The sequence below is a fragment of the Paenibacillus amylolyticus genome (assembly GCF_001570725.1).
Lineage (GTDB): Bacteria > Bacillota > Bacilli > Paenibacillales > Paenibacillaceae > Paenibacillus > Paenibacillus amylolyticus_A.
Genome location: NZ_BCNV01000005.1, coordinates 114813 through 140522 on the forward strand (window position 1 = coordinate 114813; position 25710 = coordinate 140522).

Annotated in this window: 19 protein-coding genes; 16 read left to right on the top strand and 3 right to left on the bottom strand. The window is 46.9% G+C overall.

What is annotated here, in order from left to right:
- The first annotated feature begins 12 nt into the window (after positions 1 to 12).
- Positions 13 to 1707, top strand: coding sequence for a histidine kinase N-terminal 7TM domain-containing diguanylate cyclase (locus tag PAHA3_RS20600; protein ID WP_062836577.1), 1695 nt, complete (start codon positions 13 to 15; stop codon positions 1705 to 1707).
- A gap of 74 nt (positions 1708 to 1781) precedes the next feature.
- Here PAHA3_RS20600 and PAHA3_RS20605 read toward each other — a convergent pair whose 3' ends face one another.
- Positions 1782 to 2129 carry a helix-turn-helix domain-containing protein gene (locus PAHA3_RS20605; protein ID WP_062836578.1) on the bottom strand — a complete coding sequence of 116 codons (348 nt, stop codon included), beginning with the start codon at positions 2127 to 2129 and terminating at the stop codon, positions 1782 to 1784.
- Positions 2130 to 2293: 164 nt separating this feature from the next.
- Between PAHA3_RS20605 and PAHA3_RS20610 the strand changes: the two genes are divergently transcribed.
- The 11 genes from PAHA3_RS20610 to PAHA3_RS20660 all read left to right on the top strand — a co-directional run bounded on the left by PAHA3_RS20610 (position 2294) and on the right by PAHA3_RS20660 (position 13146).
- Entirely contained in the window at positions 2294 to 3097 is an 804-nt protein-coding gene (locus PAHA3_RS20610; protein ID WP_082762927.1) for a DNA-binding protein, read from the top strand.
- Positions 3098 to 3282: 185 nt separating this feature from the next.
- Positions 3283 to 4494 carry a WXG100 family type VII secretion target gene (locus PAHA3_RS29975; protein ID WP_082762928.1) on the top strand — a complete coding sequence of 404 codons (1212 nt, stop codon included), beginning with the start codon at positions 3283 to 3285 and terminating at the stop codon, positions 4492 to 4494.
- 16 nt (positions 4495 to 4510) lie between these two features.
- Entirely contained in the window at positions 4511 to 4810 is a 300-nt protein-coding gene (locus PAHA3_RS20620; protein WP_047840987.1) for a hypothetical protein, read from the top strand.
- Between the two features lie 65 nt (positions 4811 to 4875).
- The gene (locus PAHA3_RS20625; protein WP_062836579.1) at positions 4876 to 5286 is read left to right on the top strand and encodes a hypothetical protein; all 411 of its coding nucleotides are present in this window, start codon (positions 4876 to 4878) and stop codon (positions 5284 to 5286) included.
- A 102-nt stretch (positions 5287 to 5388) separates the two neighbouring features.
- The gene (locus PAHA3_RS20630; protein ID WP_062836580.1) at positions 5389 to 5910 is read left to right on the top strand and encodes an SUKH-4 family immunity protein; all 522 of its coding nucleotides are present in this window, start codon (positions 5389 to 5391) and stop codon (positions 5908 to 5910) included.
- Between the two features lie 237 nt (positions 5911 to 6147).
- A complete protein-coding gene (nikA, locus tag PAHA3_RS20635; protein ID WP_082762929.1) occupies positions 6148 to 7698 on the top strand; it encodes a nickel ABC transporter substrate-binding protein in 1551 nt (516 codons plus the stop codon).
- Positions 7698 to 8645: a nickel ABC transporter permease gene (nikB, locus tag PAHA3_RS20640; protein ID WP_062836581.1), complete on the top strand. Its 948-nt coding sequence runs from the start codon at positions 7698 to 7700 to the stop codon at positions 8643 to 8645. The genes nikA and nikB overlap by 1 nt, the downstream gene beginning before the upstream one ends.
- On the top strand, positions 8642 to 9496 hold the full coding sequence (nikC, locus tag PAHA3_RS20645; protein WP_082762930.1) for a nickel transporter permease: 855 nt from the start codon (positions 8642 to 8644) through the stop codon (positions 9494 to 9496). The genes nikB and nikC overlap by 4 nt, the downstream gene beginning before the upstream one ends.
- Complete coding sequence (locus tag PAHA3_RS20650) at positions 9493 to 10293, top strand: ABC transporter ATP-binding protein (protein WP_062836582.1); 801 nt, start codon at positions 9493 to 9495, stop codon at positions 10291 to 10293. The genes nikC and PAHA3_RS20650 overlap by 4 nt, the downstream gene beginning before the upstream one ends.
- Positions 10290 to 11261, top strand: coding sequence for an ABC transporter ATP-binding protein (locus PAHA3_RS20655; protein WP_371327944.1), 972 nt, complete (start codon positions 10290 to 10292; stop codon positions 11259 to 11261). The genes PAHA3_RS20650 and PAHA3_RS20655 overlap by 4 nt, the downstream gene beginning before the upstream one ends.
- Positions 11262 to 11640: 379 nt before the next feature.
- Positions 11641 to 13146: a malate:quinone oxidoreductase gene (locus PAHA3_RS20660; protein WP_062836583.1), complete on the top strand. Its 1506-nt coding sequence runs from the start codon at positions 11641 to 11643 to the stop codon at positions 13144 to 13146.
- Between the two features lie 105 nt (positions 13147 to 13251).
- Here the strand turns inward: PAHA3_RS20660 and PAHA3_RS20665 are convergent, their stop codons facing one another.
- Entirely contained in the window at positions 13252 to 16341 is a 3090-nt protein-coding gene (locus PAHA3_RS20665; protein WP_062837081.1) for a hybrid sensor histidine kinase/response regulator, read from the bottom strand.
- Positions 16342 to 16518: 177 nt separating this feature from the next.
- On the opposite strand from PAHA3_RS20665, the gene PAHA3_RS20670 reads away from it, so the two are divergent.
- Entirely contained in the window at positions 16519 to 17655 is a 1137-nt protein-coding gene (locus PAHA3_RS20670) for a response regulator (protein WP_062836584.1), read from the top strand.
- A 154-nt stretch (positions 17656 to 17809) separates the two neighbouring features.
- Positions 17810 to 21793, top strand: coding sequence for an S-layer homology domain-containing protein (locus PAHA3_RS20675; protein WP_062836585.1), 3984 nt, complete (start codon positions 17810 to 17812; stop codon positions 21791 to 21793).
- A 109-nt stretch (positions 21794 to 21902) separates the two neighbouring features.
- Here PAHA3_RS20675 and PAHA3_RS20680 read toward each other — a convergent pair whose 3' ends face one another.
- Complete coding sequence (locus PAHA3_RS20680) at positions 21903 to 22517, bottom strand: TetR/AcrR family transcriptional regulator (protein ID WP_062836586.1); 615 nt, start codon at positions 22515 to 22517, stop codon at positions 21903 to 21905.
- Positions 22518 to 22683: 166 nt separating this feature from the next.
- Between PAHA3_RS20680 and PAHA3_RS20685 the strand changes: the two genes are divergently transcribed.
- Both PAHA3_RS20685 and PAHA3_RS20690 read left to right on the top strand, forming a co-directional pair.
- On the top strand, positions 22684 to 23277 hold the full coding sequence (locus PAHA3_RS20685) for a cysteine hydrolase family protein (RefSeq protein ID WP_062836587.1): 594 nt from the start codon (positions 22684 to 22686) through the stop codon (positions 23275 to 23277).
- 268 nt (positions 23278 to 23545) lie between these two features.
- Positions 23546 to 25654: a TerD family protein gene (locus PAHA3_RS20690; RefSeq protein WP_062836588.1), complete on the top strand. Its 2109-nt coding sequence runs from the start codon at positions 23546 to 23548 to the stop codon at positions 25652 to 25654.
- Positions 25655 to 25710: the final 56 nt, after the last annotated feature.

The window sequence follows — 25710 nt, forward strand, 5'->3', positions numbered from 1 at the left end:
AGGAGAAGATTCGTGAACCCATTAGTATGGTATGATCTCTTTTTATTTGTCCTATTGTTCGGTGTAGGTGTATATGTGTTTGCTACGGTTAGAATTACGAACTTACATAAGGTGTACTTTTTATTCCACGGGTTGATGATGCTCTGGCCTTTCTGCCAATTTGCGAGTACGCTCACGGATGATTCCGGCTTACAGCTGTTCTACGTTACGTTATCTTTCGTCGCGGTCTCCTTACTTGGGAGCGGATGGCTTCTACTGACGATCTTTATTACCGGCTATTCAGAGCGTTTGACTGCAAAAGGAACGTTCCTGCTATTTGTCCCTGCGGTGATCGGGGCTATAGGTGTGGTCGCAAATCCATGGAATGAGTTCGTCATCCCGCTGGAGGGCGGGTATATCGAGCGGGCTTACGGCCCTTGGTTCTGGGTTGTGATGATTATTCTGGTGAGCTATTTCGTGACGTCTCTCGTGGTTCTATTCCGGGCGGTGTATTCTTCGCAGACGTCTGCCATGATCAAAAAACAGGTGAGGATCACCCTATGGGGTATCTTTGTCTTAGCTGTTTTTGCAACGATTGATGCGATTCTGAATGTCGTTCTAGCCCGCTGGTTGCCGATCATTCCTGGCATGACATCACTGGGGATCTTTCTGTCGGACCTGTTCTTTGTCTATGTGATCAAAAGATACAATGTGTTCGATCTGGTCTCCATCGCCCATGAGGATGTAATCAATACCATTCCATATGGCATCCTGGTACTGGATGAGAATGAAGTTATTGTTGAAGCAAACAAAGCCTCACGATCCTTTATGGATCTGCATGTGGGGGATTCTTTTGATATGGAAGCCTTTCTGGAGTCTGTTCATGTTGTGGGCAGCTGTCGGGAGTTCGTGAATCACTATAAGAAAAAAGAAAATACCCTCTCTCACATTGAAGTGATCGTGGAGCGGGACAACAACATCCGACATTATATCCTGCAATCGTCTCCGATTGTGGATTCGGCTCTTGTGCCGATCGGTCATATTCTCACGTTCCAGGATGTCTCACAGGAGCGTTTCTACGTGAAAGAGATGAATCGCCAGAACGTAACACTCCAGGAGCGAAACCAGGCGCTAGACTTGATACGTCAGGAGTTATCCGAGGCCAATCGCAAACTGGAGGAACTTGCGCTGACGGACAGTTTAACCAACTGTTACAACCGTCGATATCTGACCCAACACTTGAATCATGAAGTCATTACCAATATTCAATACAAAACACCATTTTCACTCCTACTGCTCGATATCGACTACTTCAAAGCGATTAATGATCGCTATGGGCATGTCATCGGGGACGAAGTGCTCGTCCGCACGGCGGAGGCCGTCAAACAATCGATTCGCAGTACCGATATCCTGACGCGTTATGGCGGGGAAGAGTTCATGATCTACCTTCCGCATACGGAGCATGATTTGGCGAATCAAATCGCGGAGCGCGTAAGATTAGCGGTGGAGTCCAACCGCATTGTAGTGGATCACGAGATTATGCAGGTGTCGATTACGATTAGTATCGGGATTCTGTCCTTTGAGGACTTTGAAATGGAGCATGTACCGGACAACCCAGAGGGGTATTTGACGCAGCTATTCGCTGCGGTGGATAAGGCGTTGTATCAGGCGAAGCAGAATGGGCGTAATAGGATTGAGTTTGCGGCGTTTGAGCGGGGAGTTGTATGAAAAGGGAAATAAAAGAGAGTGGGGGCGTTACTCCACTCTTTTGGTATTAAAGAATGATGTTGATACAGATATATTTAATCGGAATTTTTATGTGAGTTTTCGATAGCATTTATAACTTCTTTGCTAATATTGGTCAATGAAACGATTGTATCTGCACTTTTGCCGCTTATTAAAGTTATATGTTCATCCAAGGCTCTTTTGTACTCAGAGTCTTCTTTGAATTTAAAGATTTCTTCAGCAGTAACCTGCAATCCATTGATTATTTTCTCAAGAGTCTCCAAAGAAATGTTACGATCTCCCCGTTCAACTCCACCAATATAGCTGTAATGAAGCCCTGCTGCTTCGGCCAGTTGTTCCTGAGTCCAGCCTTTTGCCTTCCTTAACTCACGAATTCGATTTCCTACGTCCTCTGGTAAACTCATTTGATCACCTCCACTTAAGGTTAGAAGAGGTTATAGAATCCTTACAGACTAATATGTGCAAACTGTATCATTGAATAAAAGTACTTATAAGTACAATTTAGATTGATCTTCTTTTGATTTATCTATACAATACTAAGGAAATGGATAATTAAGGAGGATTATCTTTGCGGAAATCTATCCTAAAATCACTCAAACCGGATATCATTGTTGAAATGTTGGATATGGCTGTAGCTTTTGAGAATTGGAACAAGGTGATGGAGAGGGCGGACATGTTATATCAATGTGTGCAGTCCATCCATGAAGAGCGGCAGGAGTGTCGGTCAAAGGGAGTGCCTGCACCACATATACATACCGAGCGGCCTTTGGTCTACTATTACGGTTGCAGTCACTTCATGCGGGGGATGGCTCACCGGAAGATGGGACAGGTAGATCAGGCGCGAGCATGTATCGATCAATATGCAGATCTGGGATGGATGGAGGATCTGGATGAGGTAGGTATTCAGGTGGTGCAGGAGTTTAAGTATAAGGCACAGGTGAATCGGTACGCTCTTGAGATTGAAGCCGGGCAGGTGGAGCTGCTGGAGGAGTTTGTGGACTTTTTGCTTGAGCATCCGGAGGAAGGTTTGGCAGGTCTGAAAGTGATTACAGAGGCAGCAGTGCGGCATAGGTGGCAGATTGATCGGGTTTTACATGTGTTCGAGGATCAGATACAGGGCGATGGCAGAGAAATAGATTCTTCAAACAACGATGATATGTACCATTACTGTTATCAGCGGGCTTTGTATGAACAGTGGATGGGAAGAGCACAGGAGGCCGTGGAATTCATTTTTCAGGCAATCAGGTTAGGGGATAAGCTAGGGGTGGATCGGTATTTTATAAGGTGTACGGTATTGTTGGAATCATTGCGGGAAGAGGCTACAGCGGAGCAGATTGGACGGTATCGGGTGATGCTGGAGGGAATGAAGTAGGAAAGGTATTTACTGAAACTGGTAGGATATGCCTTGAAGTGGGTATATGCATATAGGACCATAGCACCGATGAGGAGCACAGCTTGTGTTTTTATCATGGTGAAATCAGGATGTTAGCCGGATAGTTTACATATTACACTTCTGCTAACATAGGATAATCCTATTTCGAATGAGCGGAGAAACGTATGAGTACAATCAAAGTTACCCCTGAACAACTACATCACGTATCGAATCAGGTGGATCAAGCCAGACAACAGTTGGAGAGTATACGAAATGATCTGACGAGACAGATCATGTTCGTTCAGATGATGTGGATGGGTGCGACGCAGGAGCGATTTTACTATGAGTTCGAGCAGTCACGACCTATACTGGATAAAGCGCTGGAGAGTATGGTTAATACATCGAAGGAATTGAAGGATATCGCCACGCGTTTCCAAGATGCAGATGCTCAGAAGGTAAGTCTGGGTGGTGCGTTTGGAGCAGTCGGTGCCGCAGTTATGATGACCAAATCAACAGGTGATTCTGGTTCGGGTGATAAGGGCTATCGGATGGCGTATAACGCGATGCTTGGTAAAATGATGCCTGTGAACGAGAAAGGTGTTACGGATCAGGCTGCCCTTCAGGCTTATCAGAGGGATCAGGGACATTTGGACTTGAATCGTATGCAAGCTGTGAACGTTGAACCGCCTGGGGAAGATATTTTTTCATTACAGATCAAAGCGTTTGAGATGGGGATTCATCCTACGACAGGAGAGCCTGTATCAGATAAGTATGCTCAGATGATGGTGACCTCTCTGAAGTTTAGTCAGATATTCATGGCGATTCAGATGGTTCGTGGGAGTATGCCGGGTGGTAAAGGACCTCATCGATTGCCTGCTTCTAATCCTGCTGTGGCAAAGATTAAGCAGCATATTGAGGCTGCTAAGGCAAAGGAGAAAGGAAATAGTAAATTCCTAGATGGAAGTGTTAAAGGTCTATCGTTGAGCCCCAAAGCATTGGAACATTCCTCCAAAGGTGATTTCACTATTAACCCTAAGAATGGGAAGGTTTCTAAGATGAAAGGCGGAGGACATGGACAGTCCAATATTGATTTTCTTAAGGCCAACGGATTTGAATATAATATTGAAAAAACGTATTCAAATGGTGTAAGAGTAGGTAATATCCCTGAGCATAAAACCCCAGCAAAACGAGAGGGAAGTAATCAAGCTTGGTTTCCTAAAAGCTGGTCAGAATCAGATATTACAAAAGCAGGAGAGAGTGTTGTGAATAAACCACAAAATGCTTCTAAACCTGATGGTGTAGTTGTCTATGGAGAATACAATGGGGTTAGAGTTGGGGTTATTAAAACCAATGGAGAGATTGGAACAATCTTTCCTGATGCTACACAACAACCATAATGGGAGGTCATTATAAATGATACAAGAGGCAAGAGAAGTAATACGAAAAAGAGCGGCTCTTCATATGAATGATCCAGTAATTGAGCAATACAGAGATGAACTAATTAATATACTAAGCCAAAATGAAGATGAGACGATTCAATTCCTCAAGAACTGTAGTAAGGACGAACTTATTTGGGTTAGTGAGGTGTTTGAAGAAATAGCTTATAATCTCCAAAGTACAGAATATATTAACACCCTCAAGGAATGTGATAAAAAATATCCTGAATTAAAATTAACGAATATTATCAAGACGGCCATTTCTTACATGGATTAATCTTACCGGTATACAGAAAGTAGGATCAAACTGGGAGATGACTAAGATAGAGGTTAATGTTTAATATGTACAAACAATTAGATAATCTTTTATCGGCTGTGACGACAGTTGATTCCTGGTATGATGACGGTTGTATTATAGTAGCAGAATTATTGGAGGATTTCGGACAAAGTGATTGGGATCAGTTAACCATTGAGGTGTTGAATAAACCACTGTACTGGAAGAAAAAGCTGGCTTACTGTCTAGATAGTACACAGCACACACAAGAATTTGAAATCCTGCTTTCTCTACTTTCTGTTGAAGACAGCGAGTTGTTTGAAATATGTATAGATACATTAAGAAGTTACACATCTACTGAACATAAGCAACGAATTATAAATCATCCAATGATATTAGATCGTGTGCATAATGCAATTTTAGGAGCAGGCACTGCCAGCCAAAAAATATTAGAGGAATTTCTTAAGGGGTTAAAATAGATGAAATAGGTAGAATGAAAAAATCACTATCAAACGATAACGCAGTTGCTAGGGCTGCGTTATTTAGTCGTTACCATTTTCGTAACGCTTAGGAGTGAAAGCATGAATTTTGATATCGTAGAGATAAAGGACTATTATGACACGGAAATAATTAATTATGACTTTACTAATCTTAAAGAATGGGGCATAAGTGAAGAGGATGCTCATTTTTTAGTCGACATAGGAGTTCCAGAACAATATGATGATTTTTCCTTTTATGAATCTGAAGCTTTCCAAGTGAAAGTTATTGAAGGAGAAGAATATATTCAGATTGGTCAATTCGCAAGTTATGGTATGCGTGACTCGTATGGTCTGTATCTAAAACAAGGGAGCGATATGTTTTTCACAACATCATCATTGGATAAATCCAACGTATATATGCTCAATAAGAATTTGGGAACCTTCTTTTTGTTTCATCTAATTAGAAGTGAACTGGCAACTAAAATGAGACTGGAAGGTACATATATCTCAGATGAGTATGCTAGAGCACTTCGTGGTTATTTTGAGAAGATTGATCCGATAGCAATGAAGAATGTCGAAGGTTACTGGTCACATATGCTGGAAGACTACGAAACTGGGTTGTAACTCTTCGAGGAATCTTGCATGGTTCTACCTGTAAACAATCCCGGATTGCAAAGTGAAATGCCCACTAATAAAGCCCTCATATGTAACAAAAAACATGAAGAATCCGCTCTCATCCGAGAGTCGGATTTTTTCTCGTTCTAACACCAATATAACTCTTGTCAAAACGTAATCATTACGATATGATAATACTCATTGTTTAGATCATAATGATTACGATTAAGAGAGAGGGGCATTACCTTGAATAAAAAGACGCCACTGCTAGCACTGGTCTCCTTGGCCTTAAGTGCTGGACTGTTGAGCGCCTGCGGGTCATCTGAGTCCAGTCCCGCTGCGCAACCATCCACTGATAATAAAAATGTTCACTTCCTATATAACTTCTCCACGAGTTCGCTAGATCCACATGTGGATTCCAGCTATGTGCCGCTGCGTGCGGGCATTACGGAAACGCTGGTTCGTCTCGATGAAGAGAATCTGACGGTTGCTCCATGGCTCGCCGAGAGCTGGGAGAGCGAAGACGGACAGCATTGGACGATCGACCTGCGAGATGATGTGACCTTCCAGAACGGCAAGCCAATGACGGGTGAATCCGTTAAGGCATCCCTTGAGCGGGCGCTAGAAGAGAATGTAGCCATCCAGAACGCGCTCAAGATCGATACGATTGAAGCCGAGGGCGACAAGCTGGAGATCACCACAACTCAGCCGTTCCCGGAGTTCGCTTCGGAACTGGTGAACCCCAACACGGCTATTATCGACGTGAGTGAGCCGGACATTGTGAACAAGCCCATTGGTACGGGCCCGTTCAAGCTGACTTCTTTTACCCCAGGCAGCAAGCTGGATCTGGATCGTTATGATGAATACTGGGACGGAGCATCGCCTCTGGATTCCATCACATTCTCATTCAATGAAGATGCTAATGCCCGCACACTAGCGCTTAAATCTGGACAGGTAGATATCGTATACCGTCCAGAGGTCGAGAGTCTCGAATCGCTCAAAGCGATGGACGGCATGACCGTTGAATCTACATCGACGTTCCGCGTGCATCAGCTAACGATGAACATGCAGCGGGAGAGTATGAAGGACCTCAATGTTCGTCGTGCGTTGGACGCGCTGATTGACCGTCAGGGCATCGTGGATACGATCCTGCTAGGATATGGCGAAGCTGCTATCGGACCGTTCCTGCCATCGCTGCCATTTGCGCCAACCTATACGGATACAGCAACGGAATCTGGAGCTGATGTCGCTGTAAAATATCTTGGCGAAGCAGGGTACACGCAGCAAAACGGCGTGATGACCAAGGATGGCAAACCATTGCAGCTGACGCTGCTGACATATTCAGCCCGTGCCGATCTGCCACTGATTGCTCAAGTGTTCCAATCTGATGCGAAGAAGATCGGTATCGACGTGCAGATTCGCCAGATTGACACGCCAGAAGATTATATGGCATCCAACCGTGACTGGGATATTGCGACGTATAGTAATTTGACGGCTCCGCGTGGGGATGCAGGCTATTACCTGAATGCAACGTACCATCCGAAAGGTGCTCTTAACTTTAGTGGATCGGAAGATCCGGAGTTGACCAAGATCATCGACGAATTGAATCTCACAGTTGCACCGGAGAAACGCGCAGAACTTGCCGAGAAGGCAGCCAACTACGTGCATGACAACGTGCTGAACTCATTCGTGCTGCATCCAGGTACAATCGTTGCCTACAACGGTAAGAAGATTAAGAACTGGGTTACCACTCGCAGTGAATATTACATGATTACCAATAAGCTGGATGTGATGTAATGTTTCGCATTTTGCTTCGGAAGTTCCTTGAGGTATTTATCTTTTTGTTGTTCATTATGTTTGTGAGCTTTCTGTTCATTCGTCTGGCTCCCGGTGATCCGGTGCTGACGATCCTGAACGTGGACGAACTGTCTGTTAGCCAGGAGCAGGTCGAAGCTGTACGAGAGGAAATGGGCTTCAACGATTCGCTTCCTGTCCAGTTCGGCAATTGGTTGCTCGATTTCGTTCGACTCGACTTCGGCGTGTCGTATTCAACAGGCCAGCCTGTTATGCAGACCCTGATGCGTGCGCTGCCAGCTACGGCTGAACTGACGATTGGCGCACTGCTGGTCATGCTCGTGATAGCGATCCCGCTCGGCTCGCTATCAGCGCTCCATCGTGGTAGTTGGATTGACCGCGGCAGCCGCATGCTCTCCATTGTGGGGGCGGCGGTGCCGAGCTTCTGGCTGGGTCTGATCCTGATCGACATGTTCGGCGTACGCTTCGGCAATCTGCCAACCATGGGGCGGGATGGATTCACATCGCTTATTCTGCCATCTCTGACGCTGGGACTTGCCATCTCCAGCGTTTATGTGCGTCTTTTGCGTTCCAGCCTATTGGATTCTCTTAGCCAGGAGTTCGTTCGCTCCGCCCGGGCAAGAGGGTTATCCGAAGGCCGGATCTTCATGCTTCACGCGTTTCGGCATAGTCTTCCGCCTGTCATTACGGTATTTGGCGTAAGTCTCGGCAGCCTGATTGGCGGAGTTGTCGTGATTGAAGTGTTGTTCGCTTATCCGGGTATCGGCAAGCTCGTTGTCGACGCTATCCGTCAGCGTGATTATCCACTGATCCAGGGTTATATTCTGATCATGGCTATCGTGGTATTCCTCGTGAATACGGCGGTTGATCTATCTTATCGTTATTTGAATCCTGAAATGAAACTCAAGGAAAAGGAGGCCCACCGATGAAAACCACTTCCCTGCCCATTTCGCCTACAAAATCTAAAAAACATAGCTGGCAGGCGATCATTGGTTTGCTATTTGCACTGCTAGTCATCGCGGCCTCCGTATATGCCTTTTTAGTTCTGAAACATGATCACACCTTAACCGATCTGCGCGGACGATTGCAGGGCGCCAGTGCTCTCCATCCGTTCGGCACCGACCATCTGGGCCGCGATGTACTGACACGTCTGCTGCTTGGCGGCGGCCAAACACTGGGGTATAGCTTGCTGGCACTCGGTGCTGCATTGCTTATCGGTATTCCGTTTGGACTGATTGCAGGATACAAACGCGGCTGGGTCGACAAGCTGTTCATGCGGATCGCTGATGCTTTTCTCGCTTTTCCTGATACCATCGTGGCGATTGTGCTTAGTGGCCTGCTTGGCGCGGGAATCGGTAATCTGGTGTTAGCAATTGTGATCGTGAAGTGGGTCAGTTACGCCCGTCTCGTTCGGAGTACAGTTTTATCGGAGTCCCAAAAGGATTACATTCGCATCGCCCGGACCAACGGACTTTCGGATGGTCGTATCATGAGAAAACATCTGCTTCCGCATATCGCAGGCCATGTGCTCGTGTTAGCCAGTCTTGATCTGGGCAAAATCATCCTGCTCATCTCTTCGTTGTCCTACATCGGCCTTGGCGCACAACCGCCAACACCTGAATGGGGTGCGATGCTGAATGACTCTCGGCCTTACTTCCAGTCCCGGCCAGAGCTGATGATCTATCCGGGCCTTGCCATTGTCTCTGTAGTCCTGCTTGCCAACATGCTGGGTGACTATCTAAGAGACCGGTTTGACGTAAAGAAGGAGGTGCAGCCATGATTCTCTCTATTGAGGAACTAAGCATCTCCAGTCGGGATCGTACGATTGTAGATCAAGTCTCGCTGGCTGTTCGTGAAGGTGAATTCATGGCATTGGTTGGACAGAGCGGTAGTGGCAAAAGCTTGCTCTCGCAAGCCATTGGTCGTCTGCTGCCGCCCAACCTGCATGCGTCGGGGCGAGTCATGTTCGAAGGCAGCAACCTGCTCGAACGGAAACCAAAGGAGATGCGCGCCCTGCGGGGAAGCAGCATCTCGTATATTTTTCAAGACTATCAGGGAGCGTTTACGCCATTTCGCAGTATTGGTGGGCACTTTGATGAATACCAGAAGGTACATGGGGAAAAGTCTTCTGCCCTCCGCAAGAAACGGGCGGAGGAAGCGCTGGAATCGGTTGGCCTTGGTGCTGAATTGCTGCGCCGCTACCCGTTCCAGTTGAGCGGTGGACAGCTTCAGCGGGCATCAATTGCTACATCGCTGATGTTGTCTCCTCGTCTGCTGATCGCTGACGAAGCAACAACGGCACTGGATAGTGTGTCCGGGCATCGCGTGTTGGAACTGCTGGCACGCAAACAAGCGGAGACGGGCTGTGCGATTCTGTTTATCACACACGATTGGCGTCATGTACGCCGCTATGCCAGCCGTTTGGCTGTCATGAAGGAAGGGCAGATCGTCGAATCTGGCGGAAAGCATCGCATCCTCGATCATCCTCAGCATGAATATACACGCCAGTTGATTGATGCGGCTCCCGTCCTGAGTCGCTCGCTGAAGTCGGGATTGAAGGAGGCAGGAACCGAATGAAGACAACTGCAAATGATGAACGTCGTGGACTCATGCAGTCCGAAGAAGAATCTGGTGTGCGAAGCCACCATTTTGCAAAAGACGTAAACCATGTAGACATAGATAATGCAGTCATAACGACTACAGATAGAGATCTTGCGGATACAGATACGGATATAAATACCGTCGGTTCAGACAATGCTTCATCTTCCAATATCCTCAGCAATCCTGTGCTTCACGTGGAACATCTCAGTCGAACGTATGCAGGTGCAGACCGGCCGGCTGTGAATGATATTTCCTTCATCCTGAATCGCGGCGAGTGTCTTGGCCTGGTTGGCGAGAGCGGGTGCGGCAAGAGTACGCTCGCCCGCTGTCTGCTGCGGATTGAAGATGCAGATACAGGCTCGATTACACTGGGCGGACAGGATATCGCACGGCTGAGCGGCCGACGGTTACGACCTCATCGCCGGAAGATTCAGATTGTTTTCCAGAACCCGATGGCTGCACTGAATCCAAAGCTCAAGATTGCCGATTCGCTAATCGATCCGTACGAACAGCTTGGACGGAATGCCGAGTTGTCCCACTTTACCTATACATCGAAGGAGGCTTACGTTCAAAAGTTGCTTGAAGCTGTTGAGCTTCCAAGCGATTTAGCTGGACGTTACCCCCATGAGCTAAGTGGTGGACAGCGTCAGCGGGTAACGATCGCACGTGCCATTGGTATTGAGCCTGACGTTGTCGTTCTGGATGAACCGACGGCCAGTCTGGACGTGATCTCGCAAGGTGCCGTTTTGCAGTTGCTCACCGATCTGCGGACATCGCTTGGTCTGTCATACGTGTTCATCTCGCATGATCTGGCTGCGGTACATCGCATGAGCCAGCGTATCATCGTCATGCGTGAAGGTCAGATCGTTGATCGATTTGGCGCGGATGCGTTGTTCGCTGAAGAACGCCATTCGTATACAAAAGAACTGATTTCGATCTTCTGAGTACTCCCGGAAACGCCGGGGGTGGGAATCGTTAATTTTATATAAAAAGCCGCCTTACGAAGTGATTCGAAAGCGGCTTTTAGTGCATCCATTTGATCACCCAAGTCCCACTAAAACCGAGCACCTTTCTTTGTTTTGAACAAATATATCTTTCAGGCCTATAACCGGGCTAACGTTCCGATGTAAACTAGCGTATACTGATGGAATAGCAAATATCTTGAAATTGCATATTTAAATTGCTCTATATTATTGATACACTAGATCAAGGTTATATTCATTCAGAGAAGGTGCGATCCCGTTCAAGAATGGGCTTGCTGCAAATGCCAAATCGATAACGCTTACATCCTTTTGGCAAATATAGGATATAAGGACGGTAGACATGAGCCAGGGACAAACGAGTACAGATGTTATCTTGATTGGTGCCGGAATTATGAGTGCAACTTTGGGAACTTTGCTAAAAGAATTGGCACCAGACTGGAATATTAAGGTTTTTGAAAAGCTCGCCACTGCAGGAGAGGAAAGCTCCAACGAATGGAATAATGCCGGAACCGGGCATGCTGCATTGTGCGAACTTAACTATACCGTTGAACGACCAGACGGAACCGTAGATATTAGCAAAGCGATTAAAGTGAATGAACAATTTCAGATCTCAAAGCAATTTTGGTCCTATCTCGTCAATAGCCGTCTGATTCGCAATCCGCGGGACTTCATTATGCCGATTCCTCATTTGAGTTATGTGCACGGAGAGAGTAATGTCCAGTTTTTGAAAAGACGCTATGACTCCTTATCGAATCACCCGCTGTTCGCAGGCATGGAATTCTCGGATGACAAGAAAGAGCTGACGAAATGGATGCCGCTGATGATGAAAGATCGCACAAGTAATGAACCTGTTGCAGCGACCAAGATTGACTCCGGTACGGACGTTAACTTTGGTGCTTTAACGCGTATGCTGATCAAACATTTGAAGGAACAACACGTGGGTATCCACTACGAACATAGCGTGAAGAATATGAAACGTACCAGCGATGGACAATGGGAATTATCCGTGAAAAATCTGAAGAGTGGTGCAGTCGAACGGCATAAGGCGAAATTCGTCTTTATCGGCGCGGGCGGCGGAAGTTTGCATCTGCTCCAGAAGACGGGCATTCCGGAAGGTAAACATATCGGCGGATTCCCGGTCAGTGGCATCTTTATGGTGTGCAAAAATCAAAAAGTCGTGGAACAGCATCACGCCAAAGTATATGGCAAGGCTTCAGTAGGAGCTCCGCCGATGTCCGTTCCGCATCTGGATACCCGTTTTATCGACAATAAGAAGTCACTGCTATTCGGTCCGTTTGCCGGGTTCTCGCCGAAGTTCCTGAAGACGGGTTCCAATGCCGACTTAATTACGTCGGTTAAGATGCATAATCTGCTTACGATGCTCGCGGCAGGTGTCAAAGAAATTTCTTTGACCAAATATCTGATCCAACAACTGATGTTATCCAAAGAACAACGCATGGCTGAATTGCGTGACTTTGTTCCGGGTGCGAAGAGCGAGGATTGGGACATGGTTCTGGCGGGGCAGCGTGTGCAGGTGATCAAGGATACCGTCCAAGGTGGCAAGGGTACTCTCCAATTTGGTACGGAAGTGGTCACGTCTGCAGATGGAACGATTGCGGCTTTGCTAGGTGCATCACCGGGTGCATCCACCGCAGTTCAGGTCATGCTTGAGATTCTTCAGCGTTGCTTCCCGCAGCATATGGAGGCATGGGAGCCGAAGATTAAGGAAATGATTCCTTCCTATGGCATATCACTTGTGGAGAACCTGGATCTTCTCAAAGAGGTTCATTCTTCAACAGCCAAGGCGCTGGGGTTATCGGATGAAAAACATGTCCTGCACGTATAACGATTAATCTAATCGTGTTAAATAAGAATCAGGCCAAAGAAGAGAGCTAAGCCGGGATGAATCCCGTGCTTAGCTCTCTTTTGGTTTATTTAACGATCTTATCACTCAGACTCCTGTGCTGCGGTCCAAAGGGATGACAAAGGAAACCTTCGTACCTTGGCCCGGCGAGCTGACGATGCTTAAGCCCTGTCCATACATCTGAGTCAACCGGCGATGCGTATTGGTTAATCCAATGCCTCCGGTTCCGCCGGGTCCTTTCTTGGGCCATGCCAATGCCCGTTCGATCTGCTCAGGTTGCATCCCCACACCGTTATCCTCGATCTCGATCAAGGTACCCGTTGTTTGGTTGATAATCCGGATATGCACGGTTCCACCCTCAACTTTGCTGAGAATACCATGTCGAACGGCATTCTCAATGAGTGGTTGAATGGTGAGTGGCGGCAAGGATAGATCAAGATCATCGGGGATATCCCAGTTGACGTTCAACCGATGCATGAATCGTTCTTTCTCAATGTAGAGATAGGCTCGTGAAAGATCCAACTCATGAGTGACCTCCACCATCTTCTCCGAATTGACGAAGTGAAAGCTGGTCTGAAGATACTCAATAAAAGCATCGCCCAGTTTCTGCATTCGCTCTGTGTCCATTTCACTAAGAACCATGATTGAATTGAGCGTGTTAAAAAGAAAATGGGGCTGAATCTGTGCTTGTAGGTAAGCAGCTTCCATGCGCAGCCGCTCATCGATGGATTGTTTCAGCACAATTAATGATCCAATGCGATGTCTTAACTCAACGGCATCAACGGGTTTGGTGACGTAGTCCGTAGCACCAGCCATGAATCCAGCGTACACATCGGCTGGTTCGTTACGGGCCGTCAACAACAGGATGGGAAGCTCTGATACCGAATAACGCTTGCGTACGTTTTCTGTCAGTTCATAGCCCGACATATGAGGCATCATCACATCGGCAATCAGTAAATCCCACGGCTCCGTATCCAGCAACTCAAGTGCTTCAAGTGCCGAGGTCGCAGGTTGAATATGGTACGGTTCATTTGCAAGCATGGAGATCAGTACTCGCAGGTTTACAGGATCATCATCGACGGCAAGAATACGGGCGGCAGTCTTATCATGAGATCCGGTCTGGTGCTGAGGTTCTGCAATCGCAATTTCCTCGAAGCTGTGAGCATCCCATCGCTGCTCCGTCTGATCCGATAGCGATGCGGTGTCTTCCCGTGGAAGCGAGATCTGGAAGGTCGATCCTTGCCCAGGTACGGATTGCACGGTGAGTTGGCCGCCATGGAGTTCGGTGAGCTGCCTGCTGATATTGAGACCGAGGCCGATTCCTCCGCTTAAACGGGCCTCTGGGGTCCCTTGTTCATACGCCTCGAATATTCGCTGCTGTATCTCCTCACTCATACCAACACCTGTATCGGAAACCTGAATCAAGACGTGCTCTCCATGTTCCCGAACAGACACGGTAATGGTACCCTCATCGGTAAATTTGAGCGCATTATGCAACAGGTTGTAGAGTACCTGAACAAGTCTTCTCTCATCGGCCTGAATCAGCGGCAGTGAATCTGGAATATCCACCTTCATCTGGATCGGCCTACCTTCTGCCATGAATCGGAACATACCGATCACACCTGGAATAACAGATGCAAGAGATAAAGGCTTCTTCTGAAGCGTAATCCGTTTTTCCTTCAGGCGAATCACATCAAGCAGGTCATCAACCAGTTGGGACATGCTTCTGCCGATGGTAACTAACAGTTTCATGTCTTCTGCCTGCTGGCCACCTGATGTACGCCGTTCACGAACCGCGATGCTCTCGGCAATATTGATGATGCCATGTAGCGGTGTACGCAGCTCATGAGCCGTATTCACAAGAAACTGATCCTTCTGGCGGTCCTCCTCTTTGAGCTGTTCGTACAACTTCTCGATTTCACTTGAATTGCGGAAGTATTTCCTGAACCAATAGGCGGAGAAGCCAAATATGGCCGCGATCACATCAATCGGATAATAGACATTGGTAATTTCGTTATGCGAGTTCACAATTCCCCACAGTACGCTGGATAAGCTGCTGGTTGCTGCAAAGAGCAAAAAGCTTGCGTCGCTTCGCTTCTCGGCTGCCATTCGGAAGAACAGGTACACAGACCAGCCGATGGCAAACAGATAAAGGAAATCAGAAATCCCAATTTCAAGTGCATGGTAGATCAGGGTCACGGGTGCCATTAGCAAAAATACACAGTAGATTCCAAGCACGCTGGCATAGATACGGAATAGTTTACGACCTTGTAGACTATGGGAGAAGCTTCTAGCCATCTGTAAAAGAAAGAATGCGAACAATGGATAGGACAACGCTTTGGCCTTAACGATCCAAGTGAAGTTGAGTGGAATCCAACTCAATAACAGACTGTCATGGTCGGAGGCGACCGTTAGGGCAGCTACCAGTGTTAGCATCGAGAACGTCAGCAGAGCTCGTTCCTTCTGGATAAACAGAAACATGACAAAAGCATATAGACTGTGCAAGAGCAGTATGGCGAACGTAATCTTTTGCAAATCGATGGACAGTCCTCGTTCACTTCCAATGGCTTCTGGAGAACCAAAATAGAGAGAGCGCGTGATTCCACCGCTATAAGGGTCGTCAAAATTGGCTGTCTGTACCAAAAGATTGAGTTCGGTGGAACCGTCAAGTGCATAAGAAGTCGTAAATGCAGTCCTTTCTGGTTGATAGGCTTCGGCATGGGTGGCAGGTTGACCGAACTCGGCAACAATGGTCCCGTTCATCTCGATGATCGATGATGTTTGGATTTTCTGGGCCCAGAGAGAGACTTCCTCCACAGATGGATCTAAAAGTATACGAAGACGGTACGTTCCATATCCGAACGACGATGAGGAATGGGGTAATGCATTACGCCAGTCACCGGGAACTTGAATATGTGTGGATGAGTTATCCACTATCTGTACGTCACGATTAGAGATGAACGCCTGGGGGGAAAATTCCCATTCTCCATCCAGGGATATGGGTGAAGTGTTGGCGAGGTCCCACCCTCGAAGGTCTAACAGGCCATTAGCGGGTTCAGGATGTTTGGGTATAGTGAAAGACTCGGACCATATCCAGCGAAAACCAAGTAAAATAGTCAGGAATAAAATCGACAGCACTACATATCGGGGTATCTTTTTATAGGTTATTGGTTTCATGGCAGACTTTAGTTTTCGACAGTTTACTTCAAATTCCTGCATGCCCTCCGCCAATGGTGAACATATTTTTAAATACCGGAACATAGATTCTATATTCAAATGATAGCGGTCCCACACAAGGATTTATGGTAAAATTATAGATTAAAGGGTGATCAGTGAGCCAGAGGAGTTGTGCATATGAGAGTGATTTTGGTAGATGATGAATATCTCGCTCTGAGCAGGTTAAACAAACTGTTGCTAGAGAGAGAGGATTGCGAAGTTATCGGCTCTTTTCTGACGGCACAGGAAGCCATAGATCAGATCGAAATTCATCTGCCGGAAATCGTCTTCATGGACGTTCAGATGCCGGGGATGAACGGGATCGAGGCAACCGAACGTATCCATGAGGTTTCTCCTGGAACAGAAGTTATTTTCACAACCGCATATAACGAACATGCACTGACCGCCTATGGGCTTGAAGTGCTCGACTATATTATGAAGCCTGTAACACGTGACCGTTTGGAAAAAACGATGAAAATGTATCAACGCCGAACAGTGCCGGCAAATCTGAATGTAGCAGAAGGGCCGTCCATGATTATCCGCTGTCTGGGAATGCTCCAGGTCCAACTGCATCCAAATGAGCCACCAAAACATATGAAGTTCAGAACAACCAAAATCAGAGAGTTATTCGCATATTTACTTCATCATCGGAACAAACCGATTAAGCGGGATACGCTACTTGAACTGTTGTGGCCAGAGTTGGATGAGCGGAGAGGTATATCCAATCTGCATAGTGGCATCCATCGCTTACGCAGCATGATGAATGAATTCATGGGCGAGGATAAGATGGTCATTCGCTATCAGCAGTTTGGTTATCTATTGGAAACGGGTGAATTCAGGATCGACTCGGAAGAATGGGAGAGTCGTCTTAACCGATTGTCTCTATTATCCTCCTCTACAGTAGCTGAGCATCGGCAGACCTCGGATCAATATGAAGGCAAGTATTATGGAGAGGACGATTACGTATGGGCTGAGTTAGAGCGTCAGCGCTTGCATGCATTATGGCGTAATCATGCCATGCAACTCGCACAATATTACATCGAAGTGGGACAGAATGCAGAAGCACTCACGCTATATCACCGAGTGCAGCAATTCGAGCCATCATTGGAGCAAGTCGGACTGGCGTTAATGAAGATCTATGATCGATTAGGCAATAAAGATCCCGTGATCGCTCAATATAACCAGTTGGTTACTGCGTTAGAGCAAGAGGCGGGCATACGTCCTGCCTTGGAAGTTGAATTGTGGTACCAGCAATGGAAACAATCGAATATCTAATTGAAAATACACAGCCTTGCAGCTTCAGTTGCAAGGCTGTTTTTTGTTGTATTTGTTAGCGAAAAGGTTTGGTAAGAGTTTGGTAAGAGGCTATGTGTAGAATAAGCACGATGAGGGTCGACAATACGCGAAATGTAAAAGAGGGAGGATAAGTATGTCGTTTTTGTACAGTAAGAAGTGGAAAAAAGGATTTAAAGTATCCGTAGTAAGCATGTTGTTATTAAGCACATTCATCTCTTCAATTGGTTCAGAGAGAGTAAGCGCAGCTAGCGCCCCTGTTCCAGGAGGAACGGGTCTTGAACCTGTGTTATGGCTGAAAGCAGACTCGGATGCTACCACGGCAGACGGTTTATTAACAGATTGGAAAGATCAATCAGCTAACGAGGTAGGATTTGATCTGGTTATTCCTACTGGGAAGACAGCACCGAGTTATAATCCGGGAGGAATTAACTTTAACCCCAGCGTAAAATTCAACAATCCGACAGGTGGGGGCCACTATAGCAGCTCCGTAAAGCTGGTAGGTGACAAAGCAATTAAATTCCAATCTGGCTATGCTGTTTATAAGAATAACAACGGGGGAGCTCTTGTCGGAGCGACTACTCCTACCGGCACCAATGGCGTCATTATTATGGGTGGATACGGGAACAATTTTGCCTCAGGTAATGGCGTCGATGGCATTTATGACTATTTCAATCCGGTGGATAGAAGTAGAGCTCAGATCGTGAACTTTGATATTGTAAGTAATAATAATCATACAGCACGAGTAGATGGTGTTACAGCTAGCTTCAGTCGGACAGGGGTCTTTGGAGAGATTAACTTTACTCCTGTTATAGGTGCTACCAACGGCGGAAGTGCCACTTATAACTGGGGTGGTCTCGTAGCCGATGTTGCTGAGATTATTTTGTATGACAATCAGACAGCTAACGATGCTTCAAAAATTGAGTCTTATCTTGCCATTAAATATGGCATTACGCTCAACAACGGAGCAAGTCCTTATCTTTCAACTAATGAAAGTGAAGTTTGGACTGTCGATTCCAAGTATAAGCACAATATTGCGGGAATCGGCAAAGATGAAGCACAGGGCTTGAATCAAAAACAAAGCCTAAGCATCAATGCTGGAGTGCCACAAGTCGCCGTAGGTGTTAACACGCTGGCTGCTACAAATGCAGATAATCCCGGCATTTTGACGGATCAGCAATACTTCGTATGGGCGGATAACGGTCTGCCATTGACGTATGATCAGCCTATTAATAAACCAGGACAATATCATGCGCAAAGAGTTTGGAAAGTGCAGAATACGAATAGCCTGGGTGAAGTGGAGATTGGTATCCCGGCAGTGTCAGTTCCAGCAGGTTATCAATTACTGGTAAGTGACAGTGAAGATTTTACAGAAACATCTGGTTATGAATTGAGTCTCAAAGATGTAAATGGAGTTCCACATTATACAGCCAAGGCAGCACTGAAAGATGGAGAGTATTTCACGTTCAGTGCGTGGGCGCCAAAATTCAAAAGCGCAAATGTAAGTAATGTGTCTGTGACAGAAGATGAGGTTATTGTAACGTTCGATGAGGAGCTCGATTTTTCGAATATAGCAAGTTTAACTGGCTTCAAACTGGAGATCAACGGCCAACCAATCACGATCGACAGTTTCGAACGAGGAGCGAACAGCAAGACATTGAAGTTGAAAACGAGTCAGATTATCCCTTCCAATGCATCAGTAATCGTGTCTTACGATATTGAAGAAGGTAATTTAAAAGGGACTAACGGCGCCCCGGCTCAAAGCTTTAGCGAAAATGCTGTGACAAAGGTAGACAAGTCCTTGCTGCAAGCCAAAGTAACTGAAGTTACAGGCGAGGATCTAGAGGAATCCGAGTATACGCCAGGTAGCTGGATAGCACTGGATGATGCGATGAATGAAGCACAGCGAGTGTTGGATGATCCGGCAGCAACTCAAGCACAGGTAGATAAGGCACTTCAAGATCTGACTGATGCAAGAACGGGACTAACCCCTACGACATCTGCACCTGTTGTAGATAAATCGGTTCTGCAAGCTAAAATAAATGAAATCATGGGTCAAAATTTAGAGGAATCTGAGTATACGCCCGCAAGCTGGGAAACTCTCGATGATGCGATGAATGAAGCATTGCGAGTGTTTAATGACTCGACAGTAACTCAAGCACAGGTAGATAAGGCACTTCAAGATCTGACTGCTGCAAGAACGGGACTAACCCCTACGACATCTGCACCTGTTGTAGATAAATCGGTTCTGCAAGCTAAAATAAATGAAATCATGGGTCAAAATTTAGAGGAATCTGAGTATACGCCCGCAAGCTGGGAAACTCTCGATGATGCGATAAATGAAGCATTGCGAGTGTTTAATGACTCGACAGTAACTCAAGCGCAGGTAGACAAGGCACTTCAAGATCTGACTATCGCTAGGACAGGACTTACTAAAGTGAATGGTGCTGACACGTCAACGCTACAAACGTTGATTCCATCTACAGGAAGTTTGTCTCCGGCCTTTGATCCGGCTAGAGACACGTACGCAATTTCTGTGCCGAATAGCGTATATCAATTCCAGTTAACGCCAACAGCACTTGATCCACTTTCCAAGATTGAAATAGCTGTTGGAGATGGAGAATGGAACGAGGTTACAAGTGGTAATGCAAGTGAGAATCTACCTCTACAAGTCGGTGGAAATACGATTCTTGTTAAAGTCACAGACGCCCTTGGTCATGTTACGGAGTATAAAATCAACGTGAACAGAGCATCCAGTGACAATGGTAACAATGGTGGAGGCAACACTGGCGGCGGAAATACGGGAGGTAACAGCGGAAGTACACCAGCACTTACACCAGCGCCCGTACCGACACCAACTCCGGCACCCATGGATAATTTGGAAACCACCCGGGATGGCAGTCATCAGCCGTTCGCTACGTCCAAGCCATCTGACAACAAAGAAACGTTGGTTGAAGTTGATCCAGCTAAGCTGAATGTTGCCATGTCTCAAGGTACAGGACAACAGTTCGCGATTCATTCGCCGAATGATGGTGATATGAAGGTGGACGGTTTAACCCTCGAAACACTAAAACAATTAGTAGATCAAGGTTCCAAACTGAACATTAGCAATCCGCTGGCGATCTATCCGGTACCTGGCGGTAAAATGGACTTGAACGGTGTGTCCAGAAAGCTTGGTAATGCAGCGTTGAATGATATTGATGTCCATATCGATATCGCACGTTCCTCGGATGCTTTGATTGACAGTGCCGAGACAAGAGCTGCATCCCAAGGATACGAGCTACTTGTCACACCGGTTGATCTGGATCTGACGTTTACGAAAGACGGACAGACCGTTCGATCAGAACAGCTTAACGGCTATGCACCGAAATACATCGCGCTTCCGGAAGGGATCGACCCGAACCGGATTACAACAGGCGTGATCATCAATCCGGACGGTAGCATCTTCCATGTACCAACGGTTGTTACCAAGATCGATAGTCGTTACTATGCACTCATTAATGATTTGCGTAGCAGCGGAAGTTACTCGGTTATCTGGAACCCGCAGGATTTTGAAGATGCCAGATCCCATTGGGGTAAAACCGATGTGAACAACATTGCTGCAAGATTAGATCTGCAAGGTAACGGAGATAACACATTCTCACCGAACCGTCAGGTTACCCGTTCCGAGTTTGCCGAGATTGTTGTGCTTGGACTGGGCTTAATGCGTCAGGATGCACCACAGAATCTATTCCCTGACGTTAGCGATTCCGCATGGTTCCGTTCTGCGGTAGCCCTTGCGAATGAATTCGGTATCGTTCGCGGTTACGATAATGGCAACTTCTACGGTAATCAGGAAATCACACGTGAGCAAGGATTTGCTATGGTTGCTCGTGCCTACCGTCTGATTGAACCGGAAGCTTCAATCAGCCCGGATCAGGTGAATGCTGAACTGGAACGTTACAGTGATGCAGCCAATGTATCGAATTGGGCAAAAGAAGACGTAGCCCAGTTGATTGCAGCTGGAATCATCCAAGGTAACGGGCCGGAGGTTCTGAGTCCGAAGACAACGATGACCCGTGCTGAGGTCACCGCATTGATTGCAAGAATGTTGAAAGTAACAAACCTGATTGATCAATAAACACAATCTAAAACGAAAAGCCTTTGCTGACATTGGGGGTCGGCAAAGGCTTTTTCATATTTCATTTTAAATATAAAGGGAATTTCATGATTTTCTGCTCCCAAATGAATTACCTACGAAGACCATCACATAGGATCGACACAACGCGTTCCGGGAAAATTCCTCGATCCCCGGTGGCCTGAAGCACACCGATTAGCATGATTTTAATATCCTCAATGCTTGCATCTGCTCGGACGAAGCCATATTGCTGTGCTCGCTCAAGTAGTAGGGTAATGCCACGCCAGAACTCATTCGCTATCTCTGAGCGGCCAGTATCTATAGTCAGACTGCTAACCAGAGCATCGGTAATCGCCTTGTTGGCAATCCCCTCGCTTATGATCTTGGTGAAATATTGAAAAAATGCTTCGCCCGGATCGTCGTGATGAAGCAATTGATCGGCCTCTTCCATCAGCCGCATCTTGTGGCTGGCAATGACGGCCCCGAACAGATCTTCCTTCGTTGGAAAATGGCGATAGACCGTGCCTATACCGACACCGGCACGCTTTGCAATCTCATCCATTGAGACAGCAATGCCCTCCGTTTTGAAAATTTCATGCGCGACACGGAGCAACTTATCCCGATTTTTCTTGGCATCTGCACGCAGTGTCTTCTCTGGAACCTGAGTGACGATGGATTCAGTATTCGTAACCTGACCGTCAGGAGTAGGATTAGTATTTTTAGACATTATGGGATCACACCTCTTTCATAAATATACCCCACTGTTGATTTGTTGACAAACGGAGGGTGGCCTCCGTATAATCTTAAACGGAACCTATCCTCCGTTTATTGCGGGGGAATAATATACGATCTATTCTGAATTTCTCAACTCAATTCCAAAGGAGAAGGATAACATGCCACAATCAATGAGCAAAAGTGCGTTGCTGATCATGGATATGCAAAAGAGTGTCGTGTCCCAGTTTGTTAAAAACAGAGAGGACCTGCTACCATTTCAAAAAGCGATTGAGACTGCACGTCGTCATGCGATTCCTGTGATCTACGTAAGAGTAGCGTTCCGTCAGGGTTATCCAGAGATTAGTTCACGTAACAAAATGTTCGGCGGAATTCCTGGTCGGGCTGGAGCTGGAGCAGATGCGGTGGCAGCCATGGAAGCTGCGGTGCAGATTGATGAATCTGTGCAACCCCAGCCGGACGAGCCTATTGTGACCAAAGTTCGGGTTAGCGCATTCGCCGGAAGTGATCTGGAGGTCATTCTTCGCTCTCACCAGATAGACACACTCATTCTTAGTGGTATAGCGACAAGCGGTGTTGTTCTGTCGACTTTGAGAGAGGCGGCGGATAAAGACTATGCGCTCACCGTACTCTCGGATGCCTGCATCGATGCCGATCCTGAGGTTCATCGTGTGCTTACGGAAAAAGTATTCCCTCTTCAAGCAGAGGTCAGATCTGTGGAGGACTGGGCAGACTCATTATCCGGTACAAATTAGTTCATCTTAACGTGTCGTAATACTTTCGCCCTGTTGGCATATCATGGAATCTGAGATGATGGGTTCACCAGAGGTTCGGGTGACAAACTTCGAACCGCTGGCCTTCAGGCTATTGCGATCCTTCCTTCTACATCATTGGAGATCATAGGGTCGCAGCTCTCCTGAAGATTTTATTTCAGAGAGGAGGCGTCCAGGCTATCACATTCCTTCCTTCTAAAGCCATCTACCAAATGTTAATAGGGATGTGGCTTTCCTGGACTCTTTTATCATGAACAATACGATCTATTTGCGCAGAGCGAACAAACTCATTATCGAATCAAACGAAGGGAAACAACAGTTGCCGAAGACACATCTGGCGACTGCCCTCAAAAATATTGAAGTACTCGGATACACCTTCTCGGATGAGTTAATGCAGGCGATGCGGCAGCTGTCCAAGGAGCAATTTGAAGCGGTATATATTCAACTTGTGGCTGATCTGAGAGTCATGGTTGGCGCACATGTGAAGTACACTCCGATGTATGCAGGATTCCCAATGCAGGTGATGCAAGCGGATGAAGCGGAGTTATACCTTAATGCAATTATTCATTATCTGACCAACCTGACTGTGGTCTATCCGGATCAACAATCTGTGGAAAGAATGCCTTTGCTGGAGAAGACGGACTTGAAAGTCATTGGTTTGGGAAACAAACAAGCATTCCAGACGCTGATCCGCCAGATCATTGAAGCTAAGGGTTCCATCTCGGAAACAGACAAGTCAGATATCGATACGGTATTGGAACATGCTGACCCAGAAGAAGTGAATGCGGTTCTACCTGCCGAGATTCCGTTCAAAGAAAATGTGGGCTTCGTGGTCGCCTCGCTGTTGAAGCATGAAAAGGCGAACATCGACCGGATCGGTCCGTATTTCAAAACGGCAAGTGATGTCCTCCGTCTGGCTGTTGCCTGGTCCAATGGAGATGTCAGCCTCGCTGCGGCTTCTCCCTTCCGCAAATTCAAACGGCGTGAGAGACGCCTGCTACTCGGATTGCTCGAGCAATGCGGTTCAATAACGGAGGATATGCTACGTTATAAGGATCGCTGGATTCGCCTTGGCGAAATTCTTCATCCTTCGGAATATAAGCTTCGGTATCCGCGCTGCGAAGAAGCCTTTGATATTTTGCGTAATAATAAGCCTTATTCGACCTTCAACGGAAGTGTGGAGCTTGCCTTCCAATATCGGAATGTCTGGAGTCTGATTGATCTGTTGTCACAGCGTCCAGGTGAGTTCGCGAGAAGACTGGATCACTTGCTGCGGACGACCGAAGATGAAGCGTATGTACTGCTGGCATTTGGTGAAGTATTGAAGCAAGTCTCTACCCCGGTGTTATTGCAGGTGAGACAGCACTTTGCGCAGCGTAATGAACCGCAGGATCTACGTGTCTTTTTCCCGAAAGGCAATGTAGCCAAAGCTTTTGCCGTTCCGAATGAGCTACCAGAGATCGATGAAGCCACGTGTCAGGATGTTGTGCAATTGTGCGAGCAGGCACTGGTAGAGCGCTTCGCTGCCCTTGCCCCGCTTGGGAAGACCTATGTCGACCCGCAGCTTCATAATTATCTGGTGCCCTTTTCCCAGAGATCGGCGAGCAAGGCTCTCCATACCATCGTTCGAGGAAGCCGTGTGCCAATGGCAGAGGGAGATACGATTCGTTTCTTCAACTGGTGGAAAGAGGGGGACGTGGATGGCAAGTCTACAGGGCGCGTGGACATTGACTTGTCTGCAGTGATGTACGATAAGGACTGGAACTATGTGGAGCATATTTCCTATACGAATCTGCGATCCTCCAACTATAAGGCTGTCCATAGCGGAGATATCGTGACTGCACCTAACGGAGCAAGTGAGTTCATTGATCTGCATATTCCATCCATCGTGGCTTATGGTGGACGATATGTGGTGGCGACGTTACTTTCGTTTACCAGTCATCCGTACTGTGATCTGCCCGAATGTTTTGTGGGCTGGATGATGCGTAAGAAACCGGGATCTGGCGAGATTTTCGAACCGTCGACTGTAGCGAACAAAATCGATATTACCGCGGATACGCAGATTGCGATCCCTGTCATTATGGATCTGGTTGAGCGCACTGTCATCTGGACAGACCTGGCGCTGACAAGTCATCCGGATTACTACAATAATGCGGAGGGCAATCAAAAAGGTATGGTCCTGATGGGTAAAGCACTAACGACTTTACGCAAACCCGATCTGCATGACTTGTTTATGCTCCATGCCAAAGCTAGAGGAGAACTGGTGGATACAATGGATCAGGCAGATACGATCTATTCGGTGGATCAAGGTGTTACGCCGTATGATATCGAGCAGATTATGGCGGAGTATCTGGTTTGACCTGTTTGGCTTAAATGCTAGCGAGATGTAAGTATCAAGGTTAGAGAAGAGCAGCG

What these genes read in the sequence shown, in the direction of transcription:
- PAHA3_RS20605 (WP_062836578.1), bottom strand. Translation starts at nt 2,129, where the DNA reads ATGAGTTTACCAGAGGACGTAGGAAATCGAATTCGTGAGTTAAGGAAG.
- PAHA3_RS29975 (WP_082762928.1), top strand. Translation starts at nt 3,283, where the DNA reads ATGAGTACAATCAAAGTTACCCCTGAACAACTACATCACGTATCGAAT.
- PAHA3_RS20620 (WP_047840987.1), top strand. Translation starts at nt 4,511, where the DNA reads ATGATACAAGAGGCAAGAGAAGTAATACGAAAAAGAGCGGCTCTTCAT.
- PAHA3_RS20625 (WP_062836579.1), top strand. Translation starts at nt 4,876, where the DNA reads ATGTACAAACAATTAGATAATCTTTTATCGGCTGTGACGACAGTTGAT.
- PAHA3_RS20630 (WP_062836580.1), top strand. Translation starts at nt 5,389, where the DNA reads ATGAATTTTGATATCGTAGAGATAAAGGACTATTATGACACGGAAATA.
- nikB (WP_062836581.1), top strand. Translation starts at nt 7,698, where the DNA reads ATGTTTCGCATTTTGCTTCGGAAGTTCCTTGAGGTATTTATCTTTTTG.
- nikC (WP_082762930.1), top strand. Translation starts at nt 8,642, where the DNA reads ATGAAAACCACTTCCCTGCCCATTTCGCCTACAAAATCTAAAAAACAT.
- PAHA3_RS20650 (WP_062836582.1), top strand. Translation starts at nt 9,493, where the DNA reads ATGATTCTCTCTATTGAGGAACTAAGCATCTCCAGTCGGGATCGTACG.
- PAHA3_RS20655 (WP_371327944.1), top strand. Translation starts at nt 10,290, where the DNA reads ATGAAGACAACTGCAAATGATGAACGTCGTGGACTCATGCAGTCCGAA.
- PAHA3_RS20660 (WP_062836583.1), top strand. Translation starts at nt 11,641, where the DNA reads ATGAGCCAGGGACAAACGAGTACAGATGTTATCTTGATTGGTGCCGGA.
- PAHA3_RS20665 (WP_062837081.1), bottom strand. Translation starts at nt 16,341, where the DNA reads ATGAAACCAATAACCTATAAAAAGATACCCCGATATGTAGTGCTGTCG.
- PAHA3_RS20670 (WP_062836584.1), top strand. Translation starts at nt 16,519, where the DNA reads ATGAGAGTGATTTTGGTAGATGATGAATATCTCGCTCTGAGCAGGTTA.
- PAHA3_RS20675 (WP_062836585.1), top strand. Translation starts at nt 17,810, where the DNA reads ATGTCGTTTTTGTACAGTAAGAAGTGGAAAAAAGGATTTAAAGTATCC.
- PAHA3_RS20680 (WP_062836586.1), bottom strand. Translation starts at nt 22,517, where the DNA reads ATGTCTAAAAATACTAATCCTACTCCTGACGGTCAGGTTACGAATACT.
- PAHA3_RS20685 (WP_062836587.1), top strand. Translation starts at nt 22,684, where the DNA reads ATGCCACAATCAATGAGCAAAAGTGCGTTGCTGATCATGGATATGCAA.
- PAHA3_RS20690 (WP_062836588.1), top strand. Translation starts at nt 23,546, where the DNA reads ATGAACAATACGATCTATTTGCGCAGAGCGAACAAACTCATTATCGAA.